The following is a 25,462-nucleotide window of genomic DNA, read 5'->3' on the forward strand; positions in this document are numbered from 1 at the left end:
TTTACGCCCCTGATTTTATCTAGGGCCGATCTTTTTCTTCGGCGATGCCGGAATTTACAGTTTTGATAGTGATTTGGCCGCCCTCTTCAAGCGCGGCCAGCGGATAGAGCGACGTCACGCCCTTGACGAAGCTGTCGGTGTCGCCGGCGTCGAACACGCCGTTGACGAGATGACGGCCCGCCGCCGCGTCGCCGATAACGATCGGCGACGCGGCATAACGATTGATCCGCTCGACCGCGTCGGCGAGCGGCATGTCGATGAAATCGACCCGGCCGCCTTCCCATGCCAGCGAGCGCTCGGTCTCGACGGGCAGGACTTCTGCCGCGCCCGATGAAAGATCGGCCACCAGCTCCTGTCCGGGCAACAGCTGCTTCGTATGCGTAATCGGCCGTCCGGCCTTGATCGCGCCGGCGGCCGCGGCGCGCGGAACGACCGCGACCTGTCCCTCGAACAACAATACCCTCAGCTGGTCCTTCAACAGTTCGACGCTGAAACTCGTACCGACCGCCACCACCGCCTGCGAACCGGCGGTCACGGTAAACGGCCGCAACGGATCTTTCGCGACGTCGAACTTGGCCCGGCCGCGTTCCAGGGTGACCGAACGCCGTTCGTCGGTGAAGGACACCAGCATCCGGCTGGCGGCATCGAGCGAGACGCTGGACCCGTCGTCGAGCCGGACGATCCGCCGTTCCCCGACGGCGGTATCATAAACGTCGGGGCTTTCGGCCCAATACCAGGCGCCGGCCCCCGCGGTCAGCGCAAACGCGGTCAGCGCTCCTAAAGCATGGCGGCGGGTCAGGCTTCGCGACGATCGTTCATTGTGGCTCCGGGCGTTTTCCATCGTCGTCAGCGCCTTGGCGCGGAGCGACAGGAAGCCCGGCAGTTCCGCGATCGCATCGGTGCACTGCCATGCCGCCACCATCTGTTCGAAATATTGGGCATGACGCTCGTCGGCGGCGAGCCATGTATCGAAATCGGCCTGCTCGGCGGTGGTCAGCGCACGCTCCGCAATCCGCAGGCACCAGGCGGCGGCCCGTTCCTCCTGATCGGCGAAGCCATCGTTGTCGTTCTGCGGGATCATGCCTGCTGCCTCATCCGACGAGCGAGGAAAACCAGTGCGCGCGAGATATGCTTGTCGACCGTTCGCAGGTGAAACCCGAAATTGTCGGCGATCGTCTGTTTCGGAATATTCTCGACGCGGTACAAAATGAATATCTGTTGTGTTGGCTCGGGCAGCGCCTGGATCGCGGCCCAGAGGACCGAAATACTCTCGCGCGCCGATGCGATCCGGAAGGGATCGAGGGGGTCGATCCCGGCGTTGCCGTCGCTGCGCACGGCGTCGGCGAAATGCCGGCGCACGAGGTCGTGGCGCGCCCGGTCGGTGACGAGGTTCGCGGCGATCCGGAAAATATAGGCGGCACTCGTCTCTTCGATATTCGCTTGCGTTCGCATCAGCCGTACGAAAACCTCCTGGGTCATGTCCTCAGCCTCGGCGAGACCGGCGACCCGACGCGAAAAAAAGGCGATCAGCGGCGGCCGGAATTTCCGGGTAAGCCGTTCCAGTTCGGAGACAGATTCTGCTGCCACCCCGCTCCTCCTGATCCGTTTCCTACCTAAAACGGCCATGAAGGCAAAAGGCGCCCTTCTTTTTTATCGCGCCGATCAAATGACTTCGCGGCCGGAGCGCATCAAGCGCGCCAAGGCCCGAGGGCGTGTCAGTGTGCGCTTTCGCAGTGGCGATGATCGCCAAGCGCTTCGATCACGCGGCAATCGGCGGCGATCCCGCCGCGGCAGCGCCCGACGATGCGTGCGAGTTCGTCGCGGAGCAGGGTGAGCTGCGCGATCTTTGCCTCTACCTGCTCCAGGTGCGCGGTGGCGATGCGGTCAGCCTCGCGGCAATCGCGCGCGGGATCGTCCGACAGGTTGAGCAGCGAGCGGATTTCTTCGATCGTGAACCCCAGGTCGCGCGAATGGCGTACGAAGCTGAGCCGCGACCGGTGCGCATCGCCATAGCTGCGGTAATTTGCGGCGGTGCGATCGGGCGCGGGAAGCAGGCCGATGCGCTCATAATAACGGATGGTTTCGATATTGGTCCCGGTCGCCCGCGACAGTTCGCCGATTTTCATCGCTTGACCCTGTAGTTGCTACAGGGTGCATATAGGGTGCCGACTCGAAGATGACAGGAGAATTCGGCGATGGCCGATCAATGTTGTGCCGGCAAAAGCGGTAAGACCGCACTCAACGACCCCAAGTGGCGGCGTATTCTTTGGATCGCGCTTATCATCAACGCTGCGATGTTCGGGGTCGAGATCGTCGCGGGCGTCGCGGCGGATTCGCGCGCGCTGCAAGCCGACGCGCTCGATTTCCTCGGCGACAGCGCCAATTATGCGATCAGCCTCGGCGTCGCTGGCATGGCGCTCGCCTGGCGCGCGCGCGCTGCCTTGCTGAAGGCGGGGACGATGCTTGTCTTTGGCCTGTGGGTGTTCGGATCGGCGGTCTGGGGTTTTGTCAGCGGATCGGCGCCGCATGTCGAAACGATGGGCCTGATCGGTGCGCTCGCGCTCGCCGCCAATGTCGCGGTTGCGTTGATGCTCTATCGTTACCGCACGGGCGACGCGAACATGCGCTCGGTATGGATCTGCTCGCGCAACGACGCGATCGGCAATATTGCGGTCATGGGCGCGGCGCTCGGCGTGTTCGGCACGGGTCAAAGCTGGCCCGACCTTGCGGTCGCGGCGATCATGGCGGCGCTCGCGATCTGGGGCAGCATCGAGGTGTTCCGGCAGGCGCGCGGCGAACTTGCCGTCACGCCTGCCTAGGCGCCCTCAAGCGAGGCTGTTGCCGAGCCCGATCACCACGGTCGACGCCATCAGCACCGCGATCCCCAGCCACACGAGCGCGCGGGTGCGCTGACCTGCGGGCGCCCATTCCTTGAGCGCGAAGCCCCATAGCGTCGAGAAAAGGATGATGCTCGCCATATGGAGCGTCCAGCTCGAAAAGCCGAAACGTCCCATCTGGCTTTCGCCCATCGTGTAAAAGAAGAACTGGAAATACCAGAGCGTCCCGCCGAGCGCGGCGAGGCCGTAGTTGAGCGCGAGCGGCGGCCGCTCGGTCGCACCGGGTGCGGCCTCACCGACGAACTGGCGCGCACTGCGGTTGCGCGCGATCAATATGCCGCACCAGATGAGGTTGGTGGTGAGCCCGCCGAGCAGCACGACGCAAAGCACGGGCAAGCCTTGCCACAGCGGATCGGTCCCGGCTTGCAGCGTGAGCTCGCGGATCGGCGCGCCCGCGTCGAGGCCCCATGCAAAACAGCCCGACATGATGCCCGAAAAGACCGCGATCGCGAGCCCCTTGCGCAGCTTGAATTCGGACTTGTCGGCCTCGGCGATCGCATCGCCCATCTCGCGTTCCTTGCGGCGTCCGGCCTGCGCGACGACGGCGATCCCGACAAGCGTGATCGCGATGCCGAGAAACACCGTCTGCCCGCTCGTCGTCGCGAACAACTCACCCAGCGTGCCGCGAAAGATCGGCGGCCCCATCGTACCGATTACGGTGGTCAGCCCGAGCGCCACTGCCATGCCGAGCGACAGGCCGAGGTAGCGCATGGTGAGCCCGAAGGTCAGTCCGCCAAGCCCCCACATCGCGCCCCAGAACCAGCACCAGAACCAGATGTCGCCCGGCGTGCGGCTCAGCACGCCGATCAGGTCGTGCGTCTGGATCGAGGCGAAGAGCCAGGGGGCGAGGAGCCACGAAAAGATGCCGCCGGTGATCCAGAAAATCTCCCACGACCACGCGCGGATGCGCTTGTACGGCACATAGAAGCTCGCCGACGACAGCCCGCCCAGCCAGTGAAAGAACACGCCAAGCAGCGGGTTCGCATCCATCCTTCTTCTCCCCTCATTCCGTCAGGCGGCTAATGTCTCCGGCCCGATCCTGTCCACCCCGGTCACTCCGGTGAGCGCCATTGCGACGCGCATTTCGGCCTCGATCAGGTCGAGGACATGACGCACGCCGCGTTGACCGTCCGCAGCCAGCGCGAATGCCCACGCGCGGCCGAGCAGCACGCCTTTGGCGCCCAATGCGAGCATCCGCACGACGTCGAGCCCCGACCGCACCCCACCATCGGCGAGCAATGTCAGCCGGTCGCCCACCGCATCGGCGATCGCGCACAGCGCGCGCGCGACTGACGGCACCCCGTCGAGTTGACGCCCGCCATGGTTCGACACGATGATGCCGTCGACACTGGCTTCGGCGGCGCGGCGGGCGTCGTCAGCGTCCAATATGCCCTTGATGACGATCGGCCCCTTCCAGTGCGTGCGCACGAAATCGAGGTCGGCCCATGTCACGCGCGGATCGAAATTATCCTTCATCCAGCCGAGGAAATCCTCGAGCCCCGATTTGGGGCCGAGCAAAGGTGCGACATTGCCGAGCTGATGCGGACGGCCGTTGAGGCCGACGTCCCACGCCCAGCGCGGGCGGGTCATTGCCTGACCGACGCGGCGCGCCTGTCCGCGCAGGTTCGCAGCGCCCGAAAGCCCCGAACGGACGTCGCGATAGCGCGCGCCGGGCAGTGGCATGTCGACGGTGAACACGAGCACCGGACAGTGGGCCCCGCTTGCCTCGTCGAGCAGCGCGCGCATGAACCCGCGGTCGCGCACCATATAGAGCTGGAACCAGAAGGGCGTCGGAGAGCCGCACGCGACCTCGGCGAGCGAGCAGGCCGAAACGGTCGACAGTGTAAACGGCACTCCCTTTGCGGCGGCGGCGCGCGCTGCCTGTACCTCGCCGCGTCGTGCCGCCATTCCGGCGAGCCCGATCGGTCCGAGCGCGACGGGCATCGACATTGGCTGGCCGAAGAGCGTCGTCGACAGATCGATCGCCGAGACGTCGTTCAGCACGCGCTGGCGTAACGCGATATCCTGTAGATCCTCTATATTCGCGCGCAGCGTGCGCTCGGCATAGGAGCCGCCGTCGAAATATTCGAAGAGGAAATGCGGCAGGCGACGCCGTGCGGCCTCGCGATAGTCGCCGATCGATGCTGTTTTCACGCGGCTTCTTCCACGCGTGCGGCTTCGCGCCGCCAGCGGTCGCGATAGGGCGCGAGATCTACGTCGAGCGGGGCCACCAGTTCGAGCGGTTCGGCGGGCGGCAGCGCAGCATCGATCAGGCGCAGCGCGCCATAGGACACGTCGTTGTGCGCCTTGCCGATATAGATGCGAAGGTCGGGTCGCAGCGCCGCGAGCGCGCGGACAAAGACCTGACCCTCGGCAAAGCGCCCTTCGATCAGCAGCCGTTCGCGCGTCCCGATCAGCTCCAGCGATGCGTCGGTGACAAGCGCGGCATAGAGCGAGACCGCGGCGCGGCGTGTGGCGCGATCCGCAGGTTCTTCGATCCAGCGTCCGCGGCCGTGAGGGAAGGGGCCAAAGCCGGGTGCGAAGCTTGGCAGCACCATCGCGCCGCTGACCAGCGCCGCTGGAAGCGCGGCGAGCAGCGCGGGCTGGTCGGGCGCGATGTCGCTTTGCCGCGTGTCGAGGCCAATCAGCGTCTCGATTTCGCGCCCGCCCATGAAACGCGCCGACGGAATCGGCTTTCCATAAGCATCGACATTGATCAGGCAGTCGCGCGTTTCGTCGAGGCTGCTTGTATCCATTGATGCGGCATTTTCGGGCGAACGCATCGCGACGAACCACGTCCCGGTCGAGAGAACGGTCGATTCATGGTCGGCGATTTGGGTGAAGCCGCGCGCCGCGAGCAAGGCCGCGTTCGAATCATGCAGTCCGCAATGCACCTCGGTGTCCGCAGGAAGGCCGGTGCGGAACACCCATTCGGGGCGGAGCGGACCCAATATGTCGCCCGCGCCGCGTAGCGGCGCGAGGCGCTTTGCCCATCCGCGCCGTTCGGCAAGCTTCGACGGTGTTCCCGCGAGCGGGTTCCACAGGTCAGTATGGCAGCCGAGGCTTGTTACCTCCGAAGCGGCGACCCCGCTCAGCAGCCAGCTCCAATATTGGGTCCACGGCACTATCTGTGCGCCTTCAGCCAGCGCCGGTTCCAGCGCTTCGAGGCGGAATATCTGTGCGCCGAGATTGAGGCCGTCGGGTAGCGCCGGCGAGCCGGTATGCGCAAACGGATCGCGCTCGGCGTCATAGGCCGCTCGGAGGGCGGGGGGCATCGCCTCTTCATAATCTAGCGGGGGGTAGGCGAGACGCCCGTCACGGATGATCGCGGCCCCGGCGCCATGGCCCACCGGCACGATCGCACCGACGTCGGCGAGCGTCGCGAAATAGCGCAGCACTTCGACCGCCCAGCCCTCGATACCCGCCGTATCGAGCGCGACATAGGCTCCGGCCTTGATGCGCTCGTTGGGCCGTACACGCCGTTCGATCAATTCGCCCCCGGGTGACCAAAGACTGAGCTTTGCCAAGGTTTTCCCCACGTCGAGGACTATGGTTGCGCGACCCTTCATCCCTCTCCCTTTGCTTATTGCGACCGAATTTGATCGAACTTTATCGAAACTGATTGCAGAGCGCCAGCGATTTCGATAGATAGCCTCACATAGTCGAAACAACGAGTTTCCTTCATGCCCGATCTTCTGGATACCACGCCTGAATCCCGTACCCCGGCCGCGCTGCTTTTTGCCATTCCGGCGAATCGCTGGTCGGATGAGGAGGCGCAGGGGAAGGCGCCTGAAGATTTGCTCCTCTATCGCTCGAACCGCCTCGGCTCGGACCTCACCGTCACCAATTTCGGCGGCGGTAACACGTCGGCCAAGCTCGATGCGCGCGACCCGTTGACCGACGAGACGGTGGAGGTCCTGTGGGTCAAGGGATCGGGCGGCGACATCGGATCGATGAAGCTCGACGGTTTTTCGACGCTGTACCAAGGCAAGCTGCTCGGTCTCGAAAAACTCTATCGCGGGATCGATCATGAGGACGAGATGGTCGGCTATCTGCCGCATTGTACCTTCGCGCTCAATCCGCGCGCGGCGTCGATCGACACCCCGCTCCATAGCTATCTGCCCTTTGCGCACGTCGACCATGTCCATCCCGACGCGATCATCGCGCTCGCTGCATCGAGCGAAGGCGAAGCCGCGACGCAGGCGATCTGGGGCGGCGCGGTGGGCTGGCTGCCGTGGCAGCGCCCCGGTTTCGACCTTGGGCTGAAGCTGCGCGATTACGTCGCCGCCCGTCCGGGCCTTCGCGGGGTCATGCTCGCGGGGCACGGCATCATCTGCTGGGGCGACAGTGCCAAGGGCTGCTATGACAATACCATCGCGCTGATAACCGATGCGGCGAATTATCTGAACGCAAAGCTGGCCGAAGCGCCCGCGTTTGGCGGCGAGATCGTCGCGCCGCGACCGGCCGCTGAACGAAATGCCGCCGCGGCAAAGCTGATGCCGCTGCTGCGCGGGCTGATGGGCGGGCGCCGCGTCGGCCATTTCGCCGACGACGCCGAAACGCTCGAATTCACCGGCAGCCGCGATTTCGCGAAGCTCGCCGCCATCGGCACCTCGTGCCCCGACCATTTCCTGCGCACCAAGATCGCGCCGCTCGTGCTTGATCCGGCGCGGATCGACGACGCTGCTTATCTCGCCGAACGGATCGAGGCGTATCGCGCCGACTATGCCGCCTATTACCAGCGGTGCGCGCGGCCTAATTCGCCCGCGATGCGCGACCCCAATCCCGTGGTCGTGCTCGTCCCCGGCATCGGCCGCATGACCTTTGCCGGCGACAAGACGACCGCGCGGCTTGCGGGCGAATTCTACGCCAATGCGATCAATGTGATGCGCGGCGCCGAGGCGATCGGCGCCTATGTCGGGCTCGACGAACAGGAAGCGTTCGACATCGAATATTGGCTGCTCGAGGAAGCGAAGCTTCAGCGCATGCCCAAGCCGAAGCCGCTCGCGGGGCGTATCGCGCTCGTTACTGGCGGGGCGGGGGGGATCGGCGCCGCGACCGCCGAGCGGCTTGCTGCCGACGATGCGTGCGTTCTGCTCGTCGACCGCGACGCCGACGCGTTGACCAAGGCGGCGCACGAACTTGAGGGCCGCTTCGGCCCCGACCGCATCCGCTCGGCGGTGTGTGACGTGACCGAAGAGGCGCAGGTTGCTGCAGCCTTCGCCGCGTGCGCCCGCGAATTCGGCGGGCTCGATATCCTCGTTGCGAATGCCGGCATCGCCTCGTCGGCGCCAATCGAGGACACGACGCTCGACCTGTGGCAGCGCAATTACGACGTGCTCGCACAGGGCTATTTCCTCACCGCGCGCGCCGCCTTCCCGCTGATGAAGGCGCAGGACGGCGGCTCGATCGTCTTCATCGGATCGAAGAACGGAATCGCGGCCGCGACCAACGCATCGGCCTATGCGTCGGCCAAAGCCGCGGCGCTGCACCTTGCGCGTTGCCTCGCGCTCGAGGGCGCGCCCTTCGGGATCCGCGTCAACACGGTCAATCCCGACGCAGTGATCAAGGGATCGCGCATCTGGGACGGCGACTGGCGACGCGAACGTGCGGGCGCGCACGGCATCGATTCGGGCAGCGAGCTCGAGGAACATTATCGCAACAGGTCGATGCTGAAGCGCGACGTGCTGCCCGAGGATGTCGCCGAAGCGGTCTATTTCCTCAGCTGCGATATGTCGGCAAAATCGACCGGCAACATGATCAACGTCGACGCGGGCAACGCGCAGGCATTTACACGATAAGATACGGAGAGTTTTATGGCTGGCGACTTGCCGCTCGCACAGGATGATATCGAGCGGCTGAACGCGGGTCTCGCCGATGCACTCGCAGATGATTACGGGAGCCTCGGCCGCCAGCTCGGCCGGCGCGGCATTGGCATCGATGGAGTGAAGGCGAAGGTCGCGGGTTTCTCGGTCGCGGTGCCAAGCTGGGGCGCGGGGCGCGGCGGCACACGCTTCGCGAAATTCCCGATTGCGGGCGAGCCGACCAACATCCACGAAAAGCTCGAGGACTGCGCGGTCATCCAACAACTCGGCCGTGCGACCCCGCGCGTCAGCCCGCATTTTCCGTGGGACAAGGTCAGCGACTATCGGGCCTTGCGCGAGGAAGCCGCGGCGCTCGGGCTCGGCTTCGACGCGGTCAACAGCAACACCTTCCAGGACCAGCCGGGGCAGGCGGTGAGCTATGCCACCGGCTCGCTCTCCTCGACGCGCGCCGAGGTGCGCGAGCAAGCGGTCGCGCACAACATCGAGTGCATCGAGATCGGCAAGCAGCTCGGCGTTACCGATCTGACGGTGTGGGTCGGCGACGGCACCAATTTTCCGGGCCAGCAGGATCTGGGCCGCAGCCTTGATCGCTATCTCGATGCCGCGTCACAGGTTTACGCCGCGCTCCCCGCCGACTGGCGGATGCTGATCGAACACAAGATGTTCGAGCCGGCTTTCTACTCGACCGTCATTTCCGACTGGGGCAGCTCGATCCTCGTCGCGCAGGAACTCGGCGACAAGGCGAAGTGCCTCGTCGACCTTGGGCATCATGCGCCGAATGTGAACATCGAACAGATCGTCGCGCGACTGCACCGCTTCGGAAAGCTCGGCGGCTTCCATTTCAACGACAGCAAGTATGGCGACGACGATCTCGACAGCGGATCGATCAACCCGCACCAGCTCTTCCTCGTCTTCAACGAGCTGATCGAGGCGGAGATGAACCCGCGTGACGATTTCCGCCCCGCGTACATGATCGACCAGTCGCACAATGTGACCGACCCGATCGAGTCGATGCTCTCGTCGGCCGAGGCGATTGTCGCGGCCTATGCCAAGGCGTTGCTCGTGGACCGCGAGGCATTGCTCGCTGCACAGGAAGCCAATGACACGATGATGGCGTTCCAGGCGCTGCGTGCTGCTTACCGCACCGACGTCACGCCGATCCTCGCCGCGGCGCGCGCCGAAGCGGGCGGGGCGATCGACACGATCGCCGCCTATCGCGCGAGCGGCTGGCGCGACCGCAAGGCGCAGGAACGCAAGGCCGCGGGTGCCGCGGCGGGGATCGTCTAATCATTCGATTGCAACTCGGAGCAGGTCCGGTCAAATAGGCGCAATCAGACAGGGACCCCGATGCACGCAGCCGAACGCGAAAGAATGATCCTCGATAGCCTGGGCGAGAGCGGTTTCGTCTCGTTCCGCGACCTCGAAAGCCGCGTCGCCGCGTCGCCCGCAACCATCCGCCGCGATCTCGACCGGCTGGAGGAAGCGGGCATCATCACGCGCGTGCGCGGCGGGGCAAAGCGTGTCGGTGGCGGCGGCGCACCGACCGCGTCCGAAGACGGCCTGTCGGGGGTTCCGTTCCACGAAAATATCGGGCGCAACCGCGCCGCCAAGGAAGCGATCGGGCGCGCCGCCGCAGGGTTCTGCATTCCGGGCGAAGGCGTCATGATCGATGGCGGCTCGACGACGCTGCAGATGTGTCCGCACCTCGACGGGCTAAGCCTGCAGGTCCTGACCAACTCGCTCCATATCGTCAGCGCGCTGTTGCCGCAGCCGACGACGCGGATTCTCATCCCATCGGGACAGGTCTTTCGCGAACAGAATATCGTGCTCTCGGCAGCGGGTGACGACGGCATGCCGCGTTTTCACGCGCCGAAGCTGTTCATGGGCGCGGCGTCGATGGGCCCTGCCGGGCTGATGCAGGCCGATGTGATCCTCGTCGCGGCCGAACGCCGGCTGATCGAGCGTGCCGACGAGATCATCGTGCTCGTCGACAGTTCGAAATTCTCGGGCCCCTCGGGCAATGTCGTCTGCGCGCTCGACGAGATCGACATCGTCGTCACCGACGCCGGAATCGAGCCGCGCCATGTCGCGATGATGGAAGCCGCCGGTATCCGCGTCGTCATCGCCTGAATTTCCCAAAGTCTTCGAATGAAAACCGCGGCCCGCCGTGCCGTTTTGGCTTAAATGATTGAATTTGATCGTTGACGTGATTGATAAAGACTAATAATGAGCATTGATGCAGAAACGCTCAAGGAAGCGTGGCATCGGAGGGAAAGATTGCCGGACAGGCACCTCCGTTAAAAGGACAGCTCGCGAGGGCGGCGCAGGGAGGATGCGATGAAGGCGATGACGACTGCAGGGCTGGATATGGTTGCACGGCGGCGCACGTGGCGGCGCGGTATTTCGGTGCTGGCATGCGCAGGAGCATTGCTTGGCGCGAGCGGCGCCTATGCACAGGAAGCCGATTCCGAAGCGCCGAGCGATGCGGACATCGTCGTCACCGGCACCTTGCTGCGCGGCGTGGCGCCCGTCGGCACCAATGTTGTTGCGGTCAGCGAGGCCGATGTCGTCGCCTCGGGCGCGGCATCAGCGAACGACCTGCTCGCCTCGATCCCGCAGGTCGGCAATTTCGGCACGATCCCGGCGGGGCTCGGCAATTTCGGCAATCCGATCGTGCGGCCCAATATCCGCAATCTCGGCAACAGCGGCGGTTCGACCACCCTCGTGCTTGTCGACGGCCACCGGATGGTCGGCGCGGGCATCCTGCAGACGAGTTTCGACCCTTCGGTCATCCCACCCGATGTGATCAAGCGCGTCGACGTCATCCCCGACGGCGGCTCGTCGATCTATGGATCCGACGCGATCGGCGGCGTGATCAACTTCATCACGCGCGACCGCTATGACAGCATCGGTGTCAACGCACGCTATGGCTTCGCCAAGGATTATCAGACGATCGACGCCAGCGTCATCGCGGGCAAGGATTGGGGCAGCGGCTCGGTCTTCGTCTCCTATGCCTATGCTTGGCACGACGATCTGATCGGGCTCGACCGCGACTATGCGACCGCGAACCAGACGAACCGCGGCGGCGGCGATTTTCGCAGCACCGCCTGTGCGCTCGCAAACATAACCGTCGGCACGACGACTTACGCGCTTCCGGGCCGGACGCCGGGGGTCAATCGCTGCGACCAGACCGACTATGCTGCCATCTATCCGCGCGAGGAACGTCACAGCGTCTTCGCGGGCCTGACGCAGGATCTTAGCGACTCGGTCGCGTTCAAGCTGTCGGCCTATTGGTCGAAGCGCGACACGCTGCATCGCAGTGCACAGAGCAGCGCGAGCGGGACGATTACGGCCGCGAATCCCTTCTTCCGCCCGATCGGCACCGAGCTGGCACATACCGTTTCCTTCGCGTTCGACGATGTCTTTGGGCCGAGCAACGACAGCCCGTCGAGCTTCACTTCCTATGGTATCACCCCTAGCTTCGATTTCGAGCTCGGCGGCGGCTGGCAGCTGCGCACGATGGCCAATTTCGGACGCAGCGAGAATGAATCGACCGAGCGGTCGTTCAATTCGACGCTTGCGACGATCGCGCTTGCGGGCACCTCGACCGCGACCGCGCTCAACCCCTATAACCTCTCGGCGACCTCGCCCGCGGTGCTCGCGGCGATCGACGATTTCGTCAACTATGGCGAGGCGACGCAGGAGCTGGCCGAAGGCCGCGCTGTGCTCGACGGCCCGCTGTTCGCGATGTCGGGTGGCGACGTGCGCCTCGCTGTTGGCGGCGAATATCACTACGAGAATATCCGCTCCTTCACCGGCAGCGGTCCCGAAAATGCGGTCACCGGCTCGAACGCCTATGCGGCGCGCAACGTGAAGTCGTTGTTCGGCGAATTGCTGATCCCGATCTTCGGCGCCGATAACCGCACCCCCGGCTTCTACAGCCTCGAGCTGTCGGGATCGGTCCGCTACGACGATTACAGCGACGTCGGCAGCACGACCAATCCGAAGATCGGCGTCACCTGGCGCCCGTTCGAGGCGCTGACGATCCGCGGCAATTACGGCACGTCGTTCCACGCCCCGAGCCTCGCCGACCTCGGCAATTCGGTCGATGCGCGCGTGCAGGTGCTGCCATTCAGCCCGTTCCGCGCGCCGAACAGCTCGCCGTTCGACGCGCTGCGTCCGACGATCGCGATCGCCGGCGGCAATGCCAATCTGAAGCCCGAGAAGGCCGATACCTGGTCGCTCGGCTTCGACCTCAAGCCCGCGGCGATCGAAGGCCTCGTCGCCAGCGCGACCTATTTCAACGTGAAGTTCAAGGACGCGATCGCGGTTCCGCCCTTCACCTCGCCCTTGCTGTTCACGACGCCCGCCTATTCGGATTTCTATATCCTCAACCCGACGCTCGCGCAGGCGCAGGCGGCCGCTGGCAACCTTCGTGTCGACGGCGTGCCGAACCTCGCGACCCTGTTCGCGATCAGCTCGCCCTATGTGCTGTTCCTCGCGCAGCGTGCGAACCTCGGCGCGGTGAAGGTCGACGGGATCGACTTCACCCTCGCCTATAATCGTCCGACCGGCTTTGGCTCGGTCAATGCCAACTTCACGGGTAGCTACCTCCTCAATCGCGAGACGCAGGTGGTGCAGGGCGGTCCGGTCAATGACGACCTCAAGAATGGGACGGGCCGCTTCCTCTTCACCGCAGGACTCGGTGCAACCGTGGGCGATTTCACCGCGCGCGCGACGCTCAACCATCGCAGCGGCTATCCGATCATCGGGCTTCCGCCGCAGACGCGCATCTCGGCGTTCGACACCGTCGACCTCTTCTTCAGCTATGATCTCGGCGACATGCTCGCGAACACACTGCTGACCTTGAACGTCGACAATGTCTTTGACCAGGATCCGCCCTATCTGAATAGTGCGTCGGGCTATACCAATGGCAGCACGCTTGGCCGGCTGGTATCCTTCGGTATTCGCACCAAATTCTGACGGGGAGGTTGGGTTGCCACTGATCGGAAGCTTGCGAGGCCTGTTCTGGGGTGCGCTCGCCGCCGTCGGCATGGCAACCGTCCCCGCGCGGGCAGCCGATCCGGCCCCGGCGGAGCTGCGGACCGAATATGCCGTAGCGCCGCTGGGGCTCGACACTGCGGCGCCGCGGCTTGCGTGGCGCTCGCCGGTGGCGCGGCAAAGCGCATATCGCATCCGCGTTGCGACATCGGAAGCCGACCTCGATCGCGCGCCGCTATGGGACAGCGGCAAGGTTGTTTCCTCCGACAATGTCCAGATCGCTTATGCCGGGCCGGCGCTGGTGTCGCGGCAGCGCTACTGGTGGCAGGTGCAGGTTTGGGATTCCGACGGAAACGTCTCGGGCTGGAGCGCGCCCGCGTCTTGGGAAATGGGGCTCCTCGGCGCGTCGGACTGGCAGGCCCAGTGGATTTCGGGGCCTGTACGCCGCGACCATGATTGGGGTGACCTGACGCTCGACGCCGACCTCACGCTGACCGGCAAGAGCGTCGACATATTGTTCCGCGCGCTCCCCAACGGCAAGACCTATGGCGACGCTTATGTCTGGACGCTCGCCGACGACAAGAACGGCCCCGAGCTGATCCAGACCATCCGCCGTTATCCCGGCGGCACCAGTTCGGCGATCAAGATGGAGCGGCTGGGGCAGGTCAAGCTCGCCGCGCCGCTGAAGGGGCGTCGCATCAAGCTGACGATCGAGGCCAAGGGCGGCCGGATCGTCACGCGCATCGACGGCGCGGTGGTCGCGACACTTGACAATGGTGCGCACGCGCACGGCACGATCGGCTTTGCGGGCAAGGAAGCGGCGGCCGCGATTGTACACAACGTCAGCGTATCGGGCACGCAGAGCCCCGCCGTCGCGTTCGATTTCGCGGGCGGCGACAATCCGTTCAGCGGCGGCAGCGTGGCGAAGGACGGGCTGATCGTCGCGAGCGGCGTTCCGGGCGTCGATCTCGTCCTGCCGATCGAGGCGCCCGCGCCGCTCGTTCGCCGTGCCTTCCCCCTCGCCAAGCCGATCTCAAGCGCGCGGCTTTATTATGCGGGCGCGGGAATGCCGCGCCTTTCGGTCAACGGCACCATCGTGGGCTCGTCGCTGGGCGCGGGTTTCACCGCTTATGACAAGCGCGTGCTCGGCTATGTCCTCGACGTCACCAGTCTGCTGCGCCGCGGCGAGAATGTGATCGGCGCCGAACTCGGACGCGGCTGGTACGGGCTTACCGATCCGAACGAATGGTATTTCCATGCGGCGCCCTGGCACGCCGAACCCGCGCTGAAAGCGCAGCTCGAAGTCACCTACGCCGACGGCGCGCGCGAAATGGTCGCGACCGACGGAAGCTGGCGCACCATGTCCGGCCCGACCCTCAATGACTCGGTGCACCGCGGCGAACGCTTCGACGCGCGGCTGGTGCCGGCGGGCTGGGATCGCGCGGGTTTTCGCGACCGCAAATGGTCGGCCGCACCGGTCGTGACGGGACCGGCGGGGCAGATTGTCGCGGCCAATTCGGAAGCGATCGAGCCCGTCGAAGATATTGCGCCTGTTGCGGTCAACGAGGTTGCGCCCGGTGTCCATGTCTATGACTTCGGCCGCATTGTTGCCGGCTGGCCGGTGCTCAAGGTCAGCGGGCCGCAGGGCGTCACCGTTTCGATGGTCGCGAGCGAGCGCATCGCCGACGACGGGAAGGTCGTGCCCGCCGCGGGGCTGATCGACGCGCAGCTCCAGACCGACCGCTACACGCTCGCGGGCAAGGGCGAAGAGACGTGGGAGCCGCGTTTCGGTTATCGCGGCTTCCGCTATATTCAGGTCGATGGCTTTCCCGGTACGCCGCCCGCGAGCGCGCTGACCGCGCGTATCGTCCATTCTGCGGTCGCACGCACCGGCAGCTTCACGAGCGCCGATCCGCTGCTGAACCAGATCGACTTCGCGGCAATCGCCTCGATCCTCAACAATCTCCACGGGTTCCAGACCGACACGCCGACCTATGAAAAGAACGGCTGGACCGGCGATGCGCAGGCGTCGGCGGGCGCCGCGGCGCGCAGCCTCGACATCGCGCGCGTCTGGACCAAATGGCTCGCCGACTTCCGCGACGGCCAGTCGGACAAGGGCGAACTGCCCGAGATTGCGCCGACGACGCCCTTCTACGGCTATGAAAATACGCCGGGCTGGAACGTGATCTGGGGCCCGACGACGCCGTGGGACGCTGCGGCGATGATCCTGCCGTGGGAGCTCTACACGACCACCGGCGACACGCGCATCCTCGCCGACAATCAGGACATGCAGCGCCGGCTGGTCGATTACACCGCGATCTTTATCAAGGCGCCCGGTTACCAGCGTTCGGCGGGTCTGTCCGAATGGGCGTCGGCGGGCGGCATGGACTACAGCAATGCGCGGGGAGGCGGAATCGACGCGGTGACCACCGCCTATTTCTTCCACCAGGCCGATTTGCTCGCCAGATCGTCGGCGATCATCGGCAAGGCGGACGATGCGGCGCGTTATGCGAAGCTCGCGGGCGATATCCGCGCGGCCTATAATGCGCGCTATTGGGATGCGGCGAACGGCTGGTATCGTACGGTCGATGCCAAGGGCGTCGCGGGTCCCGCGACGCAGGTGCAAAATATCCTGCCGCTCGCGTTCGGCATGGTGCCACCGGGCCGCGAGCAGAGCGTCGCCGACACCATCGCGCGTGACGTCGACAAGCAGGGGCTGCGCACCGGTGTCTATGGCGCGCGTTACCTGCTCGAAATCCTCAGCGACTATGGCCATGCGAACCTTGCATATCGCGTCGCAACGCGCACCGACGAACCGAGCTGGGGCTGGTGGATCAAGAATGGCCACTCGACGATGTTCGAGACGTGGAGCCTGAACAGTCGTTCGCGCGACCATCATTATTTTGCTTCGATTTCCGACTGGATGCGCCAGCGGCTGGCCGGGCTGCGCCCGGGCGCGCCGGGGTACAAGGTGGTGCTCGTCAAGCCGGCGATCCCCGACGGTCTCGCGAGCGCCGAGGCTGCGATGGAGACGGTGCACGGCCGTGTGTTTTCGGGGTGGCAGTTCGCTTCGCGCAGCAAGCTGACGCTCACTGTCGAAGTGCCGCCGAACACCACCGGTGAAATCTGGGTGCCGACGCGCTTCGGCGGGATCGTCGCGCCGTCGGGGGCTGACGTCCTACGGCAAGAGACTGGTTATTCCGTCTATCGTACCGGACCCGGACGTTTCATCTTCAATACCGGAGGCACACCATGACCCGCGCCCTACTCGCTTTTGGGGCCATCGCCGCACTGGCGTCGCCCGCTGCGGCACAGCAGGTGACGATCGATAGCGGTGCCGTCACGGGCGTCACGGCCGAAGGCGTCGCATCGTTCAAGGGCGTCCCCTTCGCCGCAGCGCCGGTCGGCGCGGGGCGCTGGAGCGCGCCGGAGCCCGTCCAGCCGTGGAGTGCACCGCGCGACGCGGCGGCTTACGGCCCCGACTGCATGCAAAACCCGCTGCCCGGTATCCAGCCCGGATCGCGGCCGATGAGCGAGGATTGCCTGACACTCAACGTCTGGACGCCGAAGCCCGTCAAGGGCGCGAAGCTGCCGGTGATGGTCTGGATCCACGGCGGTGGTTTCGTCGGCGGATCGGGCACCTTGCCCGAAACCGACGGCGCGGCGCTCGCGCGGCGCGATGTCGTGATCGTCAGCTTCAACTATCGCCTCGGCCGTTTCGGTTTCTTCGCGCACCCCGCACTGGGCAAGGATGGCAACTGGGGCCTGATGGACCAGATCGCCGCGCTCAAATGGGTCCAGCGCAACATCGCTTCCTTTGGAGGCGATCCGGCGAAGGTCACGATCTTTGGCGAGAGTGCGGGCGGAGAGTCGGTGTCGCGGCTGATGGCGTCACCCGCTGCCAAAGGACTGTTCGCGCGGGCGATCGTCGCTTCGGGCGGTGGCCGCGACGACTGGCCGACGCTCGCTGACGCACAGGCAAAGGGGCAGGCGTTCGGTGCGCGTACGGGCGCGGCCGACGCCGCAGCCTTGCGTGCATTGCCCGCCGACAAGGTGCTCGGCAGCCTTGCGTTGATGAGCAAGGAAGAGGATCGCTATTCGGGGCCGATGACCGACGGGACGCTCGTTCCCGCAAATGCCGACGCGATCTTCGCTGGGGGCAAACAGGCGCGCATCCCCTATATCATCGGCAGCAACGACGACGAGCTTGGCTTCATCCCGGCGCCGTTCCGCGCGATGGTCAACGGCCCGGTAGAAAAAGCGCTGGGTACTGCTGCTGCGACAGTGAAAGCCGCCTATGCCAGCGAAGACGAGGCCAACCGGCGGCTCGGCGGCGACGCGATCTTCGCCGAACCGGCGCTGGCGTTCGGGCTGTCACAGGCGCGCGCAGGGGCGCCGACCTTCCTCTATCGCTTCGGCTATGTCGCCGAAGCGCAGCGCCAGCCCGCTCTCGGCGCGGTGCATGCGTCGGATGTCGCCTTCCAGTTCGGCAACCTGCCCGCCGACGCCACCGCCGCCGACCGTGCGGCCGCTAAACAGCTTGGCGACTACTGGACCAATTTCGCGAAGACCGGCGACCCGAACGGCAGCGGCTTGCCCGTCTGGTCGCGGCTCGACCCCGCCGTGCCGCAGCTCTTGTCGATGGGCATCGCCGCGACCGCGATGGCGCCTGCAACCACACCGGCGCTCACTGCCATCGCCGCTGCACGGAACGAAAAGAAATGAAAGCCATGACCATGCGTCTCTCTGCCGTCCTTGCCGGTGCGCTCGCCATCGTCGCGATCCCCGCCTGTGCGTGGGAGGTGATCCGCCTGTCGTCGGACCCGGTGCCCGCGACCTCGAAAGAGGTGCGCGAGACGGGAGCTTTCGGGACGATCGTGCGCAACGTCTCCGACGCGACGCTCACCCCCTATGTCGCCGACAAGCCCAACGGCACCGCAGTGATCGTCGCGCCCGGCGGCGGCTTTCACATGCTGTCGATCGACAATGAGGGTGAAGCGGTCGCGAAATGGCTGAACAGCCAGGGCGTCACCGCCTTCGTGCTCAAATATCGCCTGCTCGAAACCGGTGCGGACTTTCCGCTCCAGATGATGCGCTATCTCGCCAATCTTCCTTCCCTGCGCACCGCGGTCGAGCCGCTGCGCCCGCTCGCGACCGCCGACGGCGAGAATGCGGTCAAATGGGTGCGCAAGAATGCAGGCCGCTATGGCATCAAGCCGAACCGCGTCGGACTGATGGGTTTTTCGGCGGGCGGTGCGGTGACGGTGTGGACGCTGGCGGCGAACAAGCCCGCGAGCCGTCCCGATTTCGCGATCGCCATTTATCCCGGTCTGCTTCCCGACACGATCGCGGTGCCGAAGAAGGCGCCGCCGCTGTTCGTCGCGGCGGCAAAGGACGACAAGCTCGCCTATGACGACAGCGTCCGCCTCGCGGCTGCGTGGAAGGGTACTGGCGCAAGCAGCACGATCATTACCTATGAAAGCGGAGGCCATGGTTTCGGTATGAAGAAGAGCGGTAAGCCGAGCGACGCATGGACCGACGCGATGGCCCAATGGATGCGCAGTCAGGGACTCGTCGGCAAATGAAGGCCGCATCGCTCTTCCTGCTCGCCGGCGGGTCGCTGCTCGCGGGCTGCACCGCCAACGAACCCGCACCTGCGCCGACCCCCGCGGTGCAAAAGGCCGGGAGCTGTGAAGCTTTGACCGGGATGGCGCTCAAGGACGGCAAGATCGACGCCGCGACCTCGCTCGCGGGCGGCGCGATGGTCAATTTGGAAGCGGGCAAGCCGGGCCTGCCTGCGCCCGCGGCCTTCTGCCGCGTGCAGGCGACGCTGTCGCCGGTGCCCGGATCGTCGATCAAGGTCGAGGTCTGGCTGCCCGAGCGCGCGGGCTGGAACGGCAAGCTGCTCGGCGCAGGCAACGGTGGCTTCGGCGCGAACATGCTGCTGCCGTCGCTGCTGATGCGCGGCGCGGTGCAAAAGGGCTATGCTGCGGTCGGCACCGACATGGGGCATTTCAGCGAAGCCGATGTCGATGCGAGCTGGGCGCTGAATGCACCGGAGAAGATCCGCGACTATGGCTGGCGCGCCAATCATGTCGGCGCCGAGACGGCGAAGCAGGTGATCGCGGCCTTTTATGAAAATCCGCTCGCCGCGAGCTATTTTCACGGCTGTTCGGACGGCGGGCGGCAAGCGCTCACCCTCGCGCAGCGCTACCCCGCCGATTATGACGCGATCATCGCGGGGGCCCCGGCGATGCCGTGGACGCGCATGGCGAGCGCCTTTGCAAACAATGCCGGCGCGGCGGGCAAGCCCGGCGGCGACCTGTCGATAGCGAAATTGAAGCTGCTCCAGACGGCCTCGCTCGGCCAGTGCGACGGCCTCGACGGCGTGAAGGACGGCGTGATCGACGATCCGCGCGCGTGCCATTTCGATCCCGCGAAGCTCGCATGCAAGGGCGGCGAGGGCGCCGATTGCCTCACGCCCGGCGAAGTCGCGACCGCGAAACTCTTCTACGAGGGTGCGAAAAGCGCCGACGGCAAAAGCTTCTACCCCGGCTTTGCGCCCGGCGCCGAGGCGGAAGCCGGAACCTGGTCGCAATGGCTGACCGGCAAGACGTCTCAGCATGTGAAGTTCGGCACCGCCTTCTTCCGCTATTTCGTGCACGCCAATCCCGACTGGCAGCTCGCCGACTTCAACCTCGATCGCGACTATGCGCTGGCGAAGGCGCGCGTCGGCGGCGACCTCGACGCCGACAGCACCGATCTTGGCGCTTTCTACAAACGCGGTGGCAAGCTGATCCTCTATCACGGCTGGAACGACGCCGGCATCCCGGCGCAGAACACGGTCGATTATTACGGGCGGCTCGTCGCGGCGAACCCGAAGGCTGCAGCGACCTCGGTGCGCCTGTTCATGGTGCCCGGCATGTCGCATTGCCTTGCGGGCCCGGGGCCGAACAATTTCGATCCGCTGAGCGCGCTCGACGGCTGGCGGCAGGGCGGTCCTGTGCCCGAACGCATCATTGCGACCAAGTTCGACAATGACCTGTTCGCCTATATCGGCCTCCCCGCAAAGGCCGGGCGGACACGGCCGCTCTGCGCATTTCCCAAGGTCGCGAAATGGGACAATAAGGGTTCGACCGACGATGCGGCGAGCTTTACCTGCGAGGCACCCGGAAAATGACGAGCCATGTTCATGGAGCCACCGAACCGCCGCTGATCGAGCATACGATCGGTGCCGCGCTCGCGCTCGCGGCCGAACGCTGGGGGACAAGTGACGCGCTCGTTTCGGTCACGCAGGGCATAAGCTGGAACTTCGCCGAACTGCTCGAACGGTCCGACGCCTTCGCCGCGGGGTTGCTCGCGCTCGGCCTCAATCCCGGCGACCGCATCGGCATCTGGGCGCCCAACTGCGTCGAATGGACACTGACCCAGTTTGCGGCGGCGCGCGCCGGGCTGATCCTCGTTACGATCAACCCCGCCTATCGCCTGTCAGAGGTCGAATATACGATCAACAAGGTCGGCCTGTCGGCGCTCGTCGCCGCGAGCAGCTTCAAGACGAGCGACTATCCGGCGATGATCGAGGAACTCGCGCCCGAGGTGACCGCGAGCACGCCCGGCGCGCTTCGCGCCGCTCGCCTGCCGACGCTGCGCTCGCTGATCCTGATCGGCGAGCAGGCGCGGCCCGGCTGGCTGCGCTTCGACGACGCGGCCGGGCTCGCGACCGATACCGACCGCGAGCGGCTCGCGGCGATCGGGCCCACGCTCGATCCGAACGATGCAATCAACATCCAGTTTACCAGCGGCACCACCGGCCTGCCCAAGGGCGCCACGCTCAGCCACCGCAATATCCTGAACAATGGCTATTTCGTCGGCCGCACGCAGGGGTTGGGGCAGGGGGACCGCATCTGCATCCCGGTGCCACTCTATCATTGCTTCGGCATGGTGATGGGCAATCTGGCCAGCATCACCCACGGCGCGGCGATGGTCTATCCGTCCGAAGGGTTCGATCCCGAAGCGGTGCTGCGCGCGGTCGAGGCCGAAGGCTGCACGTCGCTCTACGGCGTGCCGACGATGTTCATCGCGGTGCTCGCGCATCCGAGCTTCGACGACTTCGACGTCTCTTCGCTGCGCACTGGCTGCATGGCAGGGGCGATCTGCCCCGAGCCGCTGATGCGGCAGGTGGTCGAGCGGCTGAACATGCGCGACGTGACGATCGCTTACGGGATGACCGAGACCAGCCCGGTGAGTTTCCAGACCGCGCCCGACGATCCGTTCGAGCGGCGCGTCAGCTCGATCGGCCGCGTCCAGCCCCATCTCGAATGCAAGATCGTCGACGTGAACGGCAATGTCGTTCCGTCGGGCGAGCCCGGCGAGCTGTGCACGCGCGGCTATTCGGTGATGATCGGCTATTGGGGCGAGCCCGAACGCACCGCGGACTCGATCGACGAGGACGGGTGGATGCACTCGGGCGACCTCGCGACGATCGACGCCGAAGGCTATGGCAATATCGTCGGCCGTCTCAAGGACATGGTGATCCGCGGCGGCGAGAATATCTATCCGCGCGAGGTCGAGGATTATCTCTATCGCCATCCTGCGGTTGAGGATGTCGCGGTGGTCGGCATTCCCGACGAACGCATGGGCGAGGAATTGTGCGCGTGGGTGCGTTTGAAACCCGGCACGGAGGCCAGCGCCGACGACATGCGCGAATTCTGCCGCGGGCAAATCGCCCACTATAAAGTCCCGCGCTATGTGCGCATTGTGGACGCCTTCCCCACGACGGTGACGGGGAAGGTGCAGAAATATCTGATCAGAGAAGCGATGGTCGCCGATCTCGGAAAGGAAGACATATAATGAAAACTGCCATGTTTGTTGCGGCGCTGATGGCCGCCGCCCCCGCTCTTGCCCAGGGCACCCCCGCGCCGGCGCCCGCCACTCCGGCCCCGGCTCCGGCTGCGCCCGCCGCCGATGCCAAATATAATCTCGACACCCCGCTGCAGGACATCGTCGCCGACGAAAAGGGCAAGGCGGTGATCGAGAAGCATTTCCCCGGCATGATCGCGCTCCCCGAATATGAGATGTTCAAGGCGATCAGCCTGACACAGCTCCAGCCCTATTCGAACGGCAAGATCACCGACGAGATGCTGGCCGCGACCGCCAAGGACCTGGCGGAGATCAAGTGATGAAGAGCCGGACAGCCTATCTGGCGGCAACTCTGCTGTCTTCCACGGTGGCGCTGTCCGGCGCTCAGGCGCAGGATATGATCTACAAGGACAAATCGGCGCCGATCGAGGCGCGCGTCGACGACCTGATGGGGCGGCTGACGCTCGACGAAAAGATCCTGCTGCTCGCGGGCGAAAGCTCGATGACGCTGAACCCCATTCCGCGGCTCGGCATCCCGTCGATCCGCATGACCGACGGGCCCACCGGCGTGCGCTCGCCCGAAGGCAGGCCCGCGACAGTTTTCCCCGTCGGTGTTGCGATGGCGGCGACGTGGAACCCCGACCTCACAGCGAAGGTCGGTGCGGCGATCGGCAAGGAAACGCTCGCGCATGGCGCCGATGTGCTGCTCGCGCCGACGGTGAATATCGTGCGCACCCCCCGCTGGGGCCGCAATTTCGAAACCTATTCAGAGGACCCGTATCTCGCTGGTCAGATCGGACTCGGCTATGTGAAGGGCGCGCAGGGCGCGGGCATCGGCGTCTCGCTCAAGCATTTCGCCGCGAACAATCAGGAAACCAATCGCTTCATCGTCGACTCGGTCGTCGATCCCCGCACGCTGCGTGAAATCTACCTCCCGGCGTTCGAGACGGTGATCAAAGAGGGCGATCCCTGGTCGGTGATGGCGTCGTACAACAAGATCAACGGCACCCACGCCGCCGAAAACCGCTGGCTGCTCACCGACCTGCTCAAGACCGAATGGGGCTATAAGGGGTTCGTCGTGTCCGACTGGGGCGCGGTCCATTCGACCGCGACCACCGTGAACGCCGGCATGGACCTCGAGATGCCGGGGCCGCCGAACCATTTCGGGCCCAAGCTCAGGAAGGCGGTCGACGAGGGCAAGGTCACCACGGCGCAGCTCGACGATAACGCCCGCCGCATGGTGCGCCTGATCGTACGCAGCGGCGCGATCGAGCGCGGCGTCGCGCGCCCGATCGCCGAAACGACGCCGCGCAACGCCGCGCTCGCGCAGAGCGCGGCCGAGGAAGCAATCGTCCTGCTCAAGAACAGCGGCGTCCTGCCGCTCCCGTCGTCGATCAAATCGCTCGCGGTGATCGGCCCCAATGCCGACGTCGTGCGCATTCAGGGCGGCGGCAGTTCGGCGGTCGTGCCGTTTGAGACAAGCACGCCGCTCGCCGCCCTCAAGGCGGCGCTGCCCGGCGTGAAGATCAGCTTTGCACGCGGTGTCGATAACGAAGAAACGCCGCCGGGCGCCAATCCGAAATTGTTCAGCCCCGGCACCGACCGCAGCGTCACCGGCCTCGCCGCCACCTATTATGCCGATGCCGATATGAGCGGCGAACCCGTGAAGCGCGAAACCGCCACAACCTTCCTCAAGCGGATCAGCGGTAACATCGCGGGGCCGCAGGTGACCGGCTATGCCGCCTTCCGCTGGGAGGGGCTGTTCTGGCCCGAAAAGAGCGGCACCTATGAATTCAGCACCCGCGGCACCGGCAATGCGACGATCACGCTCGACGGCAAGACCGTGCTCAACAAGGCAAGCGCGTCGAAGCCCGACATTCGCGACGTGCTTGGCTTTCCGATCCCGCGGCGAACGGTCGCGGTCGAACTCGAAGCGGGGCGCAGCTATCCGATCCGCATCGACTATGTCACCGGCCAGACCCCGTATGAATATCTGAGCTTCGGTATCCGCGAACCGTTGCCCGCATTCGACGAGGCGGTCGCAGCAGCGCGGGGCGCCGATGCTGCGGTGGTGTTCGTTGGCTCGTCGTCGACGACCGAGGGCGAGGGGTATGACCGCACCTCGCTCGACCTGCCCGGCGACCAGAACAAGCTCGTCGAAGCGGTGATCGCCGCCAATCCGAAGACCGCGGTCGTCGTCAACGCGGGCGCCGCAATGACGATGCCCTGGGCCGACAAGGCGCCGGCAATCGTCGACATGTGGCTGCCGGGTGAAGGCGGCGCTGCGGCGCTCGCAAATATCCTGACCGGCAAGGTCAATCCGTCGGGCAAGCTGCCCGTCACTTTCCCCGCGCGGACCGAGGACGACAATATCAACCTCAAGGGCGCCAAGACGCCCTATTTGGAAGGCTTGCTCGTCGGTTATCGCGGCTATGTGGCAAAAGATGTGAAGCCGCTCTTCGCCTTCGGTCACGGGCTCAGCTACACGCGCTTCACCTATTCGGGACTGTCGGGTCCGGCGCGCATCAAGGGCAGTGCGGCGGTGCCGGTGCGCGTCACGCTGCGCAACGACGGCGCGGTCGCGGGTAAGGAAGTCGTGCAATTCTATGTGGCGCCGCTTGCTCCGGCGGCGGGTGACCCGCCGATCGCGCTGCGCGGCTTTGCCAAGGTCGACCTCGCACCCAAGGCGCGCAAGACCGTTGCGGTCACGCTCGACCCGCGCGCCTTTTCGCGGTTCGACGCGGACAGCGGCGCATGGCGCGTGGTGCCGGGCCGCTACCGGGTCATGGCGGGTTCGTCGTCGGCCGACATCCGGCAGGTGCGCGAAATCGAGGTGACCGCCGATTGACGATCCCTGCGATCTCGAATATATGAATCATA

At 65.5% G+C, this 25,462-nt stretch carries 18 protein-coding genes; 12 read left to right on the forward strand and 6 right to left on the reverse strand.

Translation table 11 applies throughout. The features are described from left to right. Positions 1-19: 19 nt before the first annotated feature. The 3 genes from ACIPPQ_RS04595 to ACIPPQ_RS04605 form a co-directional block, all read right to left on the reverse strand. Positions 20-1,081: a FecR family protein gene (locus ACIPPQ_RS04595; protein ID WP_446543002.1), complete on the reverse strand. Its 1,062-nt coding sequence runs from the start codon at positions 1,079-1,081 to the stop codon at positions 20-22. Beyond that, positions 1,078-1,587: an RNA polymerase sigma factor gene (locus tag ACIPPQ_RS04600; protein ID WP_446543003.1), complete on the reverse strand. Its 510-nt coding sequence runs from the start codon at positions 1,585-1,587 to the stop codon at positions 1,078-1,080. Before ACIPPQ_RS04600 ends, ACIPPQ_RS04595 begins: the two co-directional genes overlap by 4 nt. Positions 1,588-1,715: 128 nt before the next feature. After that, positions 1,716-2,126 carry a MerR family transcriptional regulator gene (locus tag ACIPPQ_RS04605; protein ID WP_446543004.1) on the reverse strand — a complete coding sequence of 137 codons (411 nt, stop codon included), beginning with the start codon at positions 2,124-2,126 and terminating at the stop codon, positions 1,716-1,718. A 69-nt stretch (positions 2,127-2,195) separates the two neighbouring features. Here ACIPPQ_RS04605 and ACIPPQ_RS04610 point away from each other — a divergent pair, with 69 nt between their 5' ends. Then, positions 2,196-2,819 (forward strand): cation transporter, encoded by a 624-nt coding sequence (locus tag ACIPPQ_RS04610; protein WP_446543005.1) that lies wholly within the window; start codon positions 2,196-2,198, stop codon positions 2,817-2,819. A 6-nt stretch (positions 2,820-2,825) separates the two neighbouring features. Here the strand turns inward: ACIPPQ_RS04610 and rhaT are convergent, their stop codons facing one another. From rhaT to ACIPPQ_RS04625, 3 genes are read right to left on the reverse strand one after another with little or no spacing between them, the layout of a single operon-like run. Continuing rightward, positions 2,826-3,887, reverse strand: coding sequence for an L-rhamnose/proton symporter RhaT (gene rhaT, locus ACIPPQ_RS04615; protein WP_446543006.1), 1,062 nt, complete (start codon positions 3,885-3,887; stop codon positions 2,826-2,828). Between the two features lie 21 nt (positions 3,888-3,908). Then, entirely contained in the window at positions 3,909-5,051 is a 1,143-nt protein-coding gene (gene lldD, locus ACIPPQ_RS04620) for an FMN-dependent L-lactate dehydrogenase LldD (RefSeq protein WP_446543007.1), read from the reverse strand. Continuing rightward, positions 5,048-6,424 carry an FGGY-family carbohydrate kinase gene (locus ACIPPQ_RS04625; protein WP_446543008.1) on the reverse strand — a complete coding sequence of 459 codons (1,377 nt, stop codon included), beginning with the start codon at positions 6,422-6,424 and terminating at the stop codon, positions 5,048-5,050. Before ACIPPQ_RS04625 ends, lldD begins: the two co-directional genes overlap by 4 nt. A 156-nt stretch (positions 6,425-6,580) precedes the next feature. Between ACIPPQ_RS04625 and ACIPPQ_RS04630 the strand changes: the two genes are divergently transcribed. The 11 genes from ACIPPQ_RS04630 (at position 6,581) to ACIPPQ_RS04680 (ending at position 25,430) form a co-directional block, all read left to right on the forward strand. Beyond that, complete coding sequence (locus ACIPPQ_RS04630; protein ID WP_446543009.1) at positions 6,581-8,698, forward strand: bifunctional rhamnulose-1-phosphate aldolase/short-chain dehydrogenase; 2,118 nt, start codon at positions 6,581-6,583, stop codon at positions 8,696-8,698. Between the two features lie 15 nt (positions 8,699-8,713). Then, complete coding sequence (gene rhaI / locus ACIPPQ_RS04635) at positions 8,714-10,009, forward strand: L-rhamnose catabolism isomerase (protein WP_446543010.1); 1,296 nt, start codon at positions 8,714-8,716, stop codon at positions 10,007-10,009. An 84-nt stretch (positions 10,010-10,093) separates the two neighbouring features. After that, positions 10,094-10,852, forward strand: coding sequence for a DeoR/GlpR family DNA-binding transcription regulator (locus tag ACIPPQ_RS04640; protein ID WP_446543011.1), 759 nt, complete (start codon positions 10,094-10,096; stop codon positions 10,850-10,852). A gap of 207 nt (positions 10,853-11,059) precedes the next feature. Further along, on the forward strand, positions 11,060-13,705 hold the full coding sequence (locus ACIPPQ_RS04645) for a TonB-dependent receptor domain-containing protein (RefSeq protein WP_446543012.1): 2,646 nt from the start codon (positions 11,060-11,062) through the stop codon (positions 13,703-13,705). Positions 13,706-13,718: 13 nt separating this feature from the next. Then, positions 13,719-16,979 carry a family 78 glycoside hydrolase catalytic domain gene (locus tag ACIPPQ_RS04650; protein WP_446543013.1) on the forward strand — a complete coding sequence of 1,087 codons (3,261 nt, stop codon included), beginning with the start codon at positions 13,719-13,721 and terminating at the stop codon, positions 16,977-16,979. Continuing rightward, positions 16,976-18,448, forward strand: a complete 1,473-nt coding sequence (locus ACIPPQ_RS04655) for a carboxylesterase/lipase family protein (protein WP_446543014.1) — start codon at positions 16,976-16,978, stop codon at positions 18,446-18,448. The genes ACIPPQ_RS04650 and ACIPPQ_RS04655 overlap by 4 nt, the downstream gene beginning before the upstream one ends. A 5-nt stretch (positions 18,449-18,453) precedes the next feature. After that, positions 18,454-19,308 (forward strand): alpha/beta hydrolase, encoded by an 855-nt coding sequence (locus tag ACIPPQ_RS04660; RefSeq protein WP_446543015.1) that lies wholly within the window; start codon positions 18,454-18,456, stop codon positions 19,306-19,308. Next, the gene (locus tag ACIPPQ_RS04665) at positions 19,305-20,903 is read left to right on the forward strand and encodes a tannase/feruloyl esterase family alpha/beta hydrolase (RefSeq protein ID WP_446543016.1); all 1,599 of its coding nucleotides are present in this window, start codon (positions 19,305-19,307) and stop codon (positions 20,901-20,903) included. Before ACIPPQ_RS04660 ends, ACIPPQ_RS04665 begins: the two co-directional genes overlap by 4 nt. Further along, positions 20,900-22,573, forward strand: a complete 1,674-nt coding sequence (locus tag ACIPPQ_RS04670) for an AMP-binding protein (RefSeq protein WP_446543017.1) — start codon at positions 20,900-20,902, stop codon at positions 22,571-22,573. The genes ACIPPQ_RS04665 and ACIPPQ_RS04670 overlap by 4 nt, the downstream gene beginning before the upstream one ends. Further along, the gene (locus ACIPPQ_RS04675) at positions 22,573-22,902 is read left to right on the forward strand and encodes a hypothetical protein (protein ID WP_446543018.1); all 330 of its coding nucleotides are present in this window, start codon (positions 22,573-22,575) and stop codon (positions 22,900-22,902) included. The genes ACIPPQ_RS04670 and ACIPPQ_RS04675 overlap by 1 nt, the downstream gene beginning before the upstream one ends. Beyond that, positions 22,902-25,430 (forward strand): beta-glucosidase H, encoded by a 2,529-nt coding sequence (locus ACIPPQ_RS04680; protein WP_446543019.1) that lies wholly within the window; start codon positions 22,902-22,904, stop codon positions 25,428-25,430. The genes ACIPPQ_RS04675 and ACIPPQ_RS04680 overlap by 1 nt, the downstream gene beginning before the upstream one ends. Positions 25,431-25,462: the final 32 nt, after the last annotated feature.

The sequence above is a fragment of the Sphingopyxis sp. LARHCG72 genome (assembly GCF_052871675.1).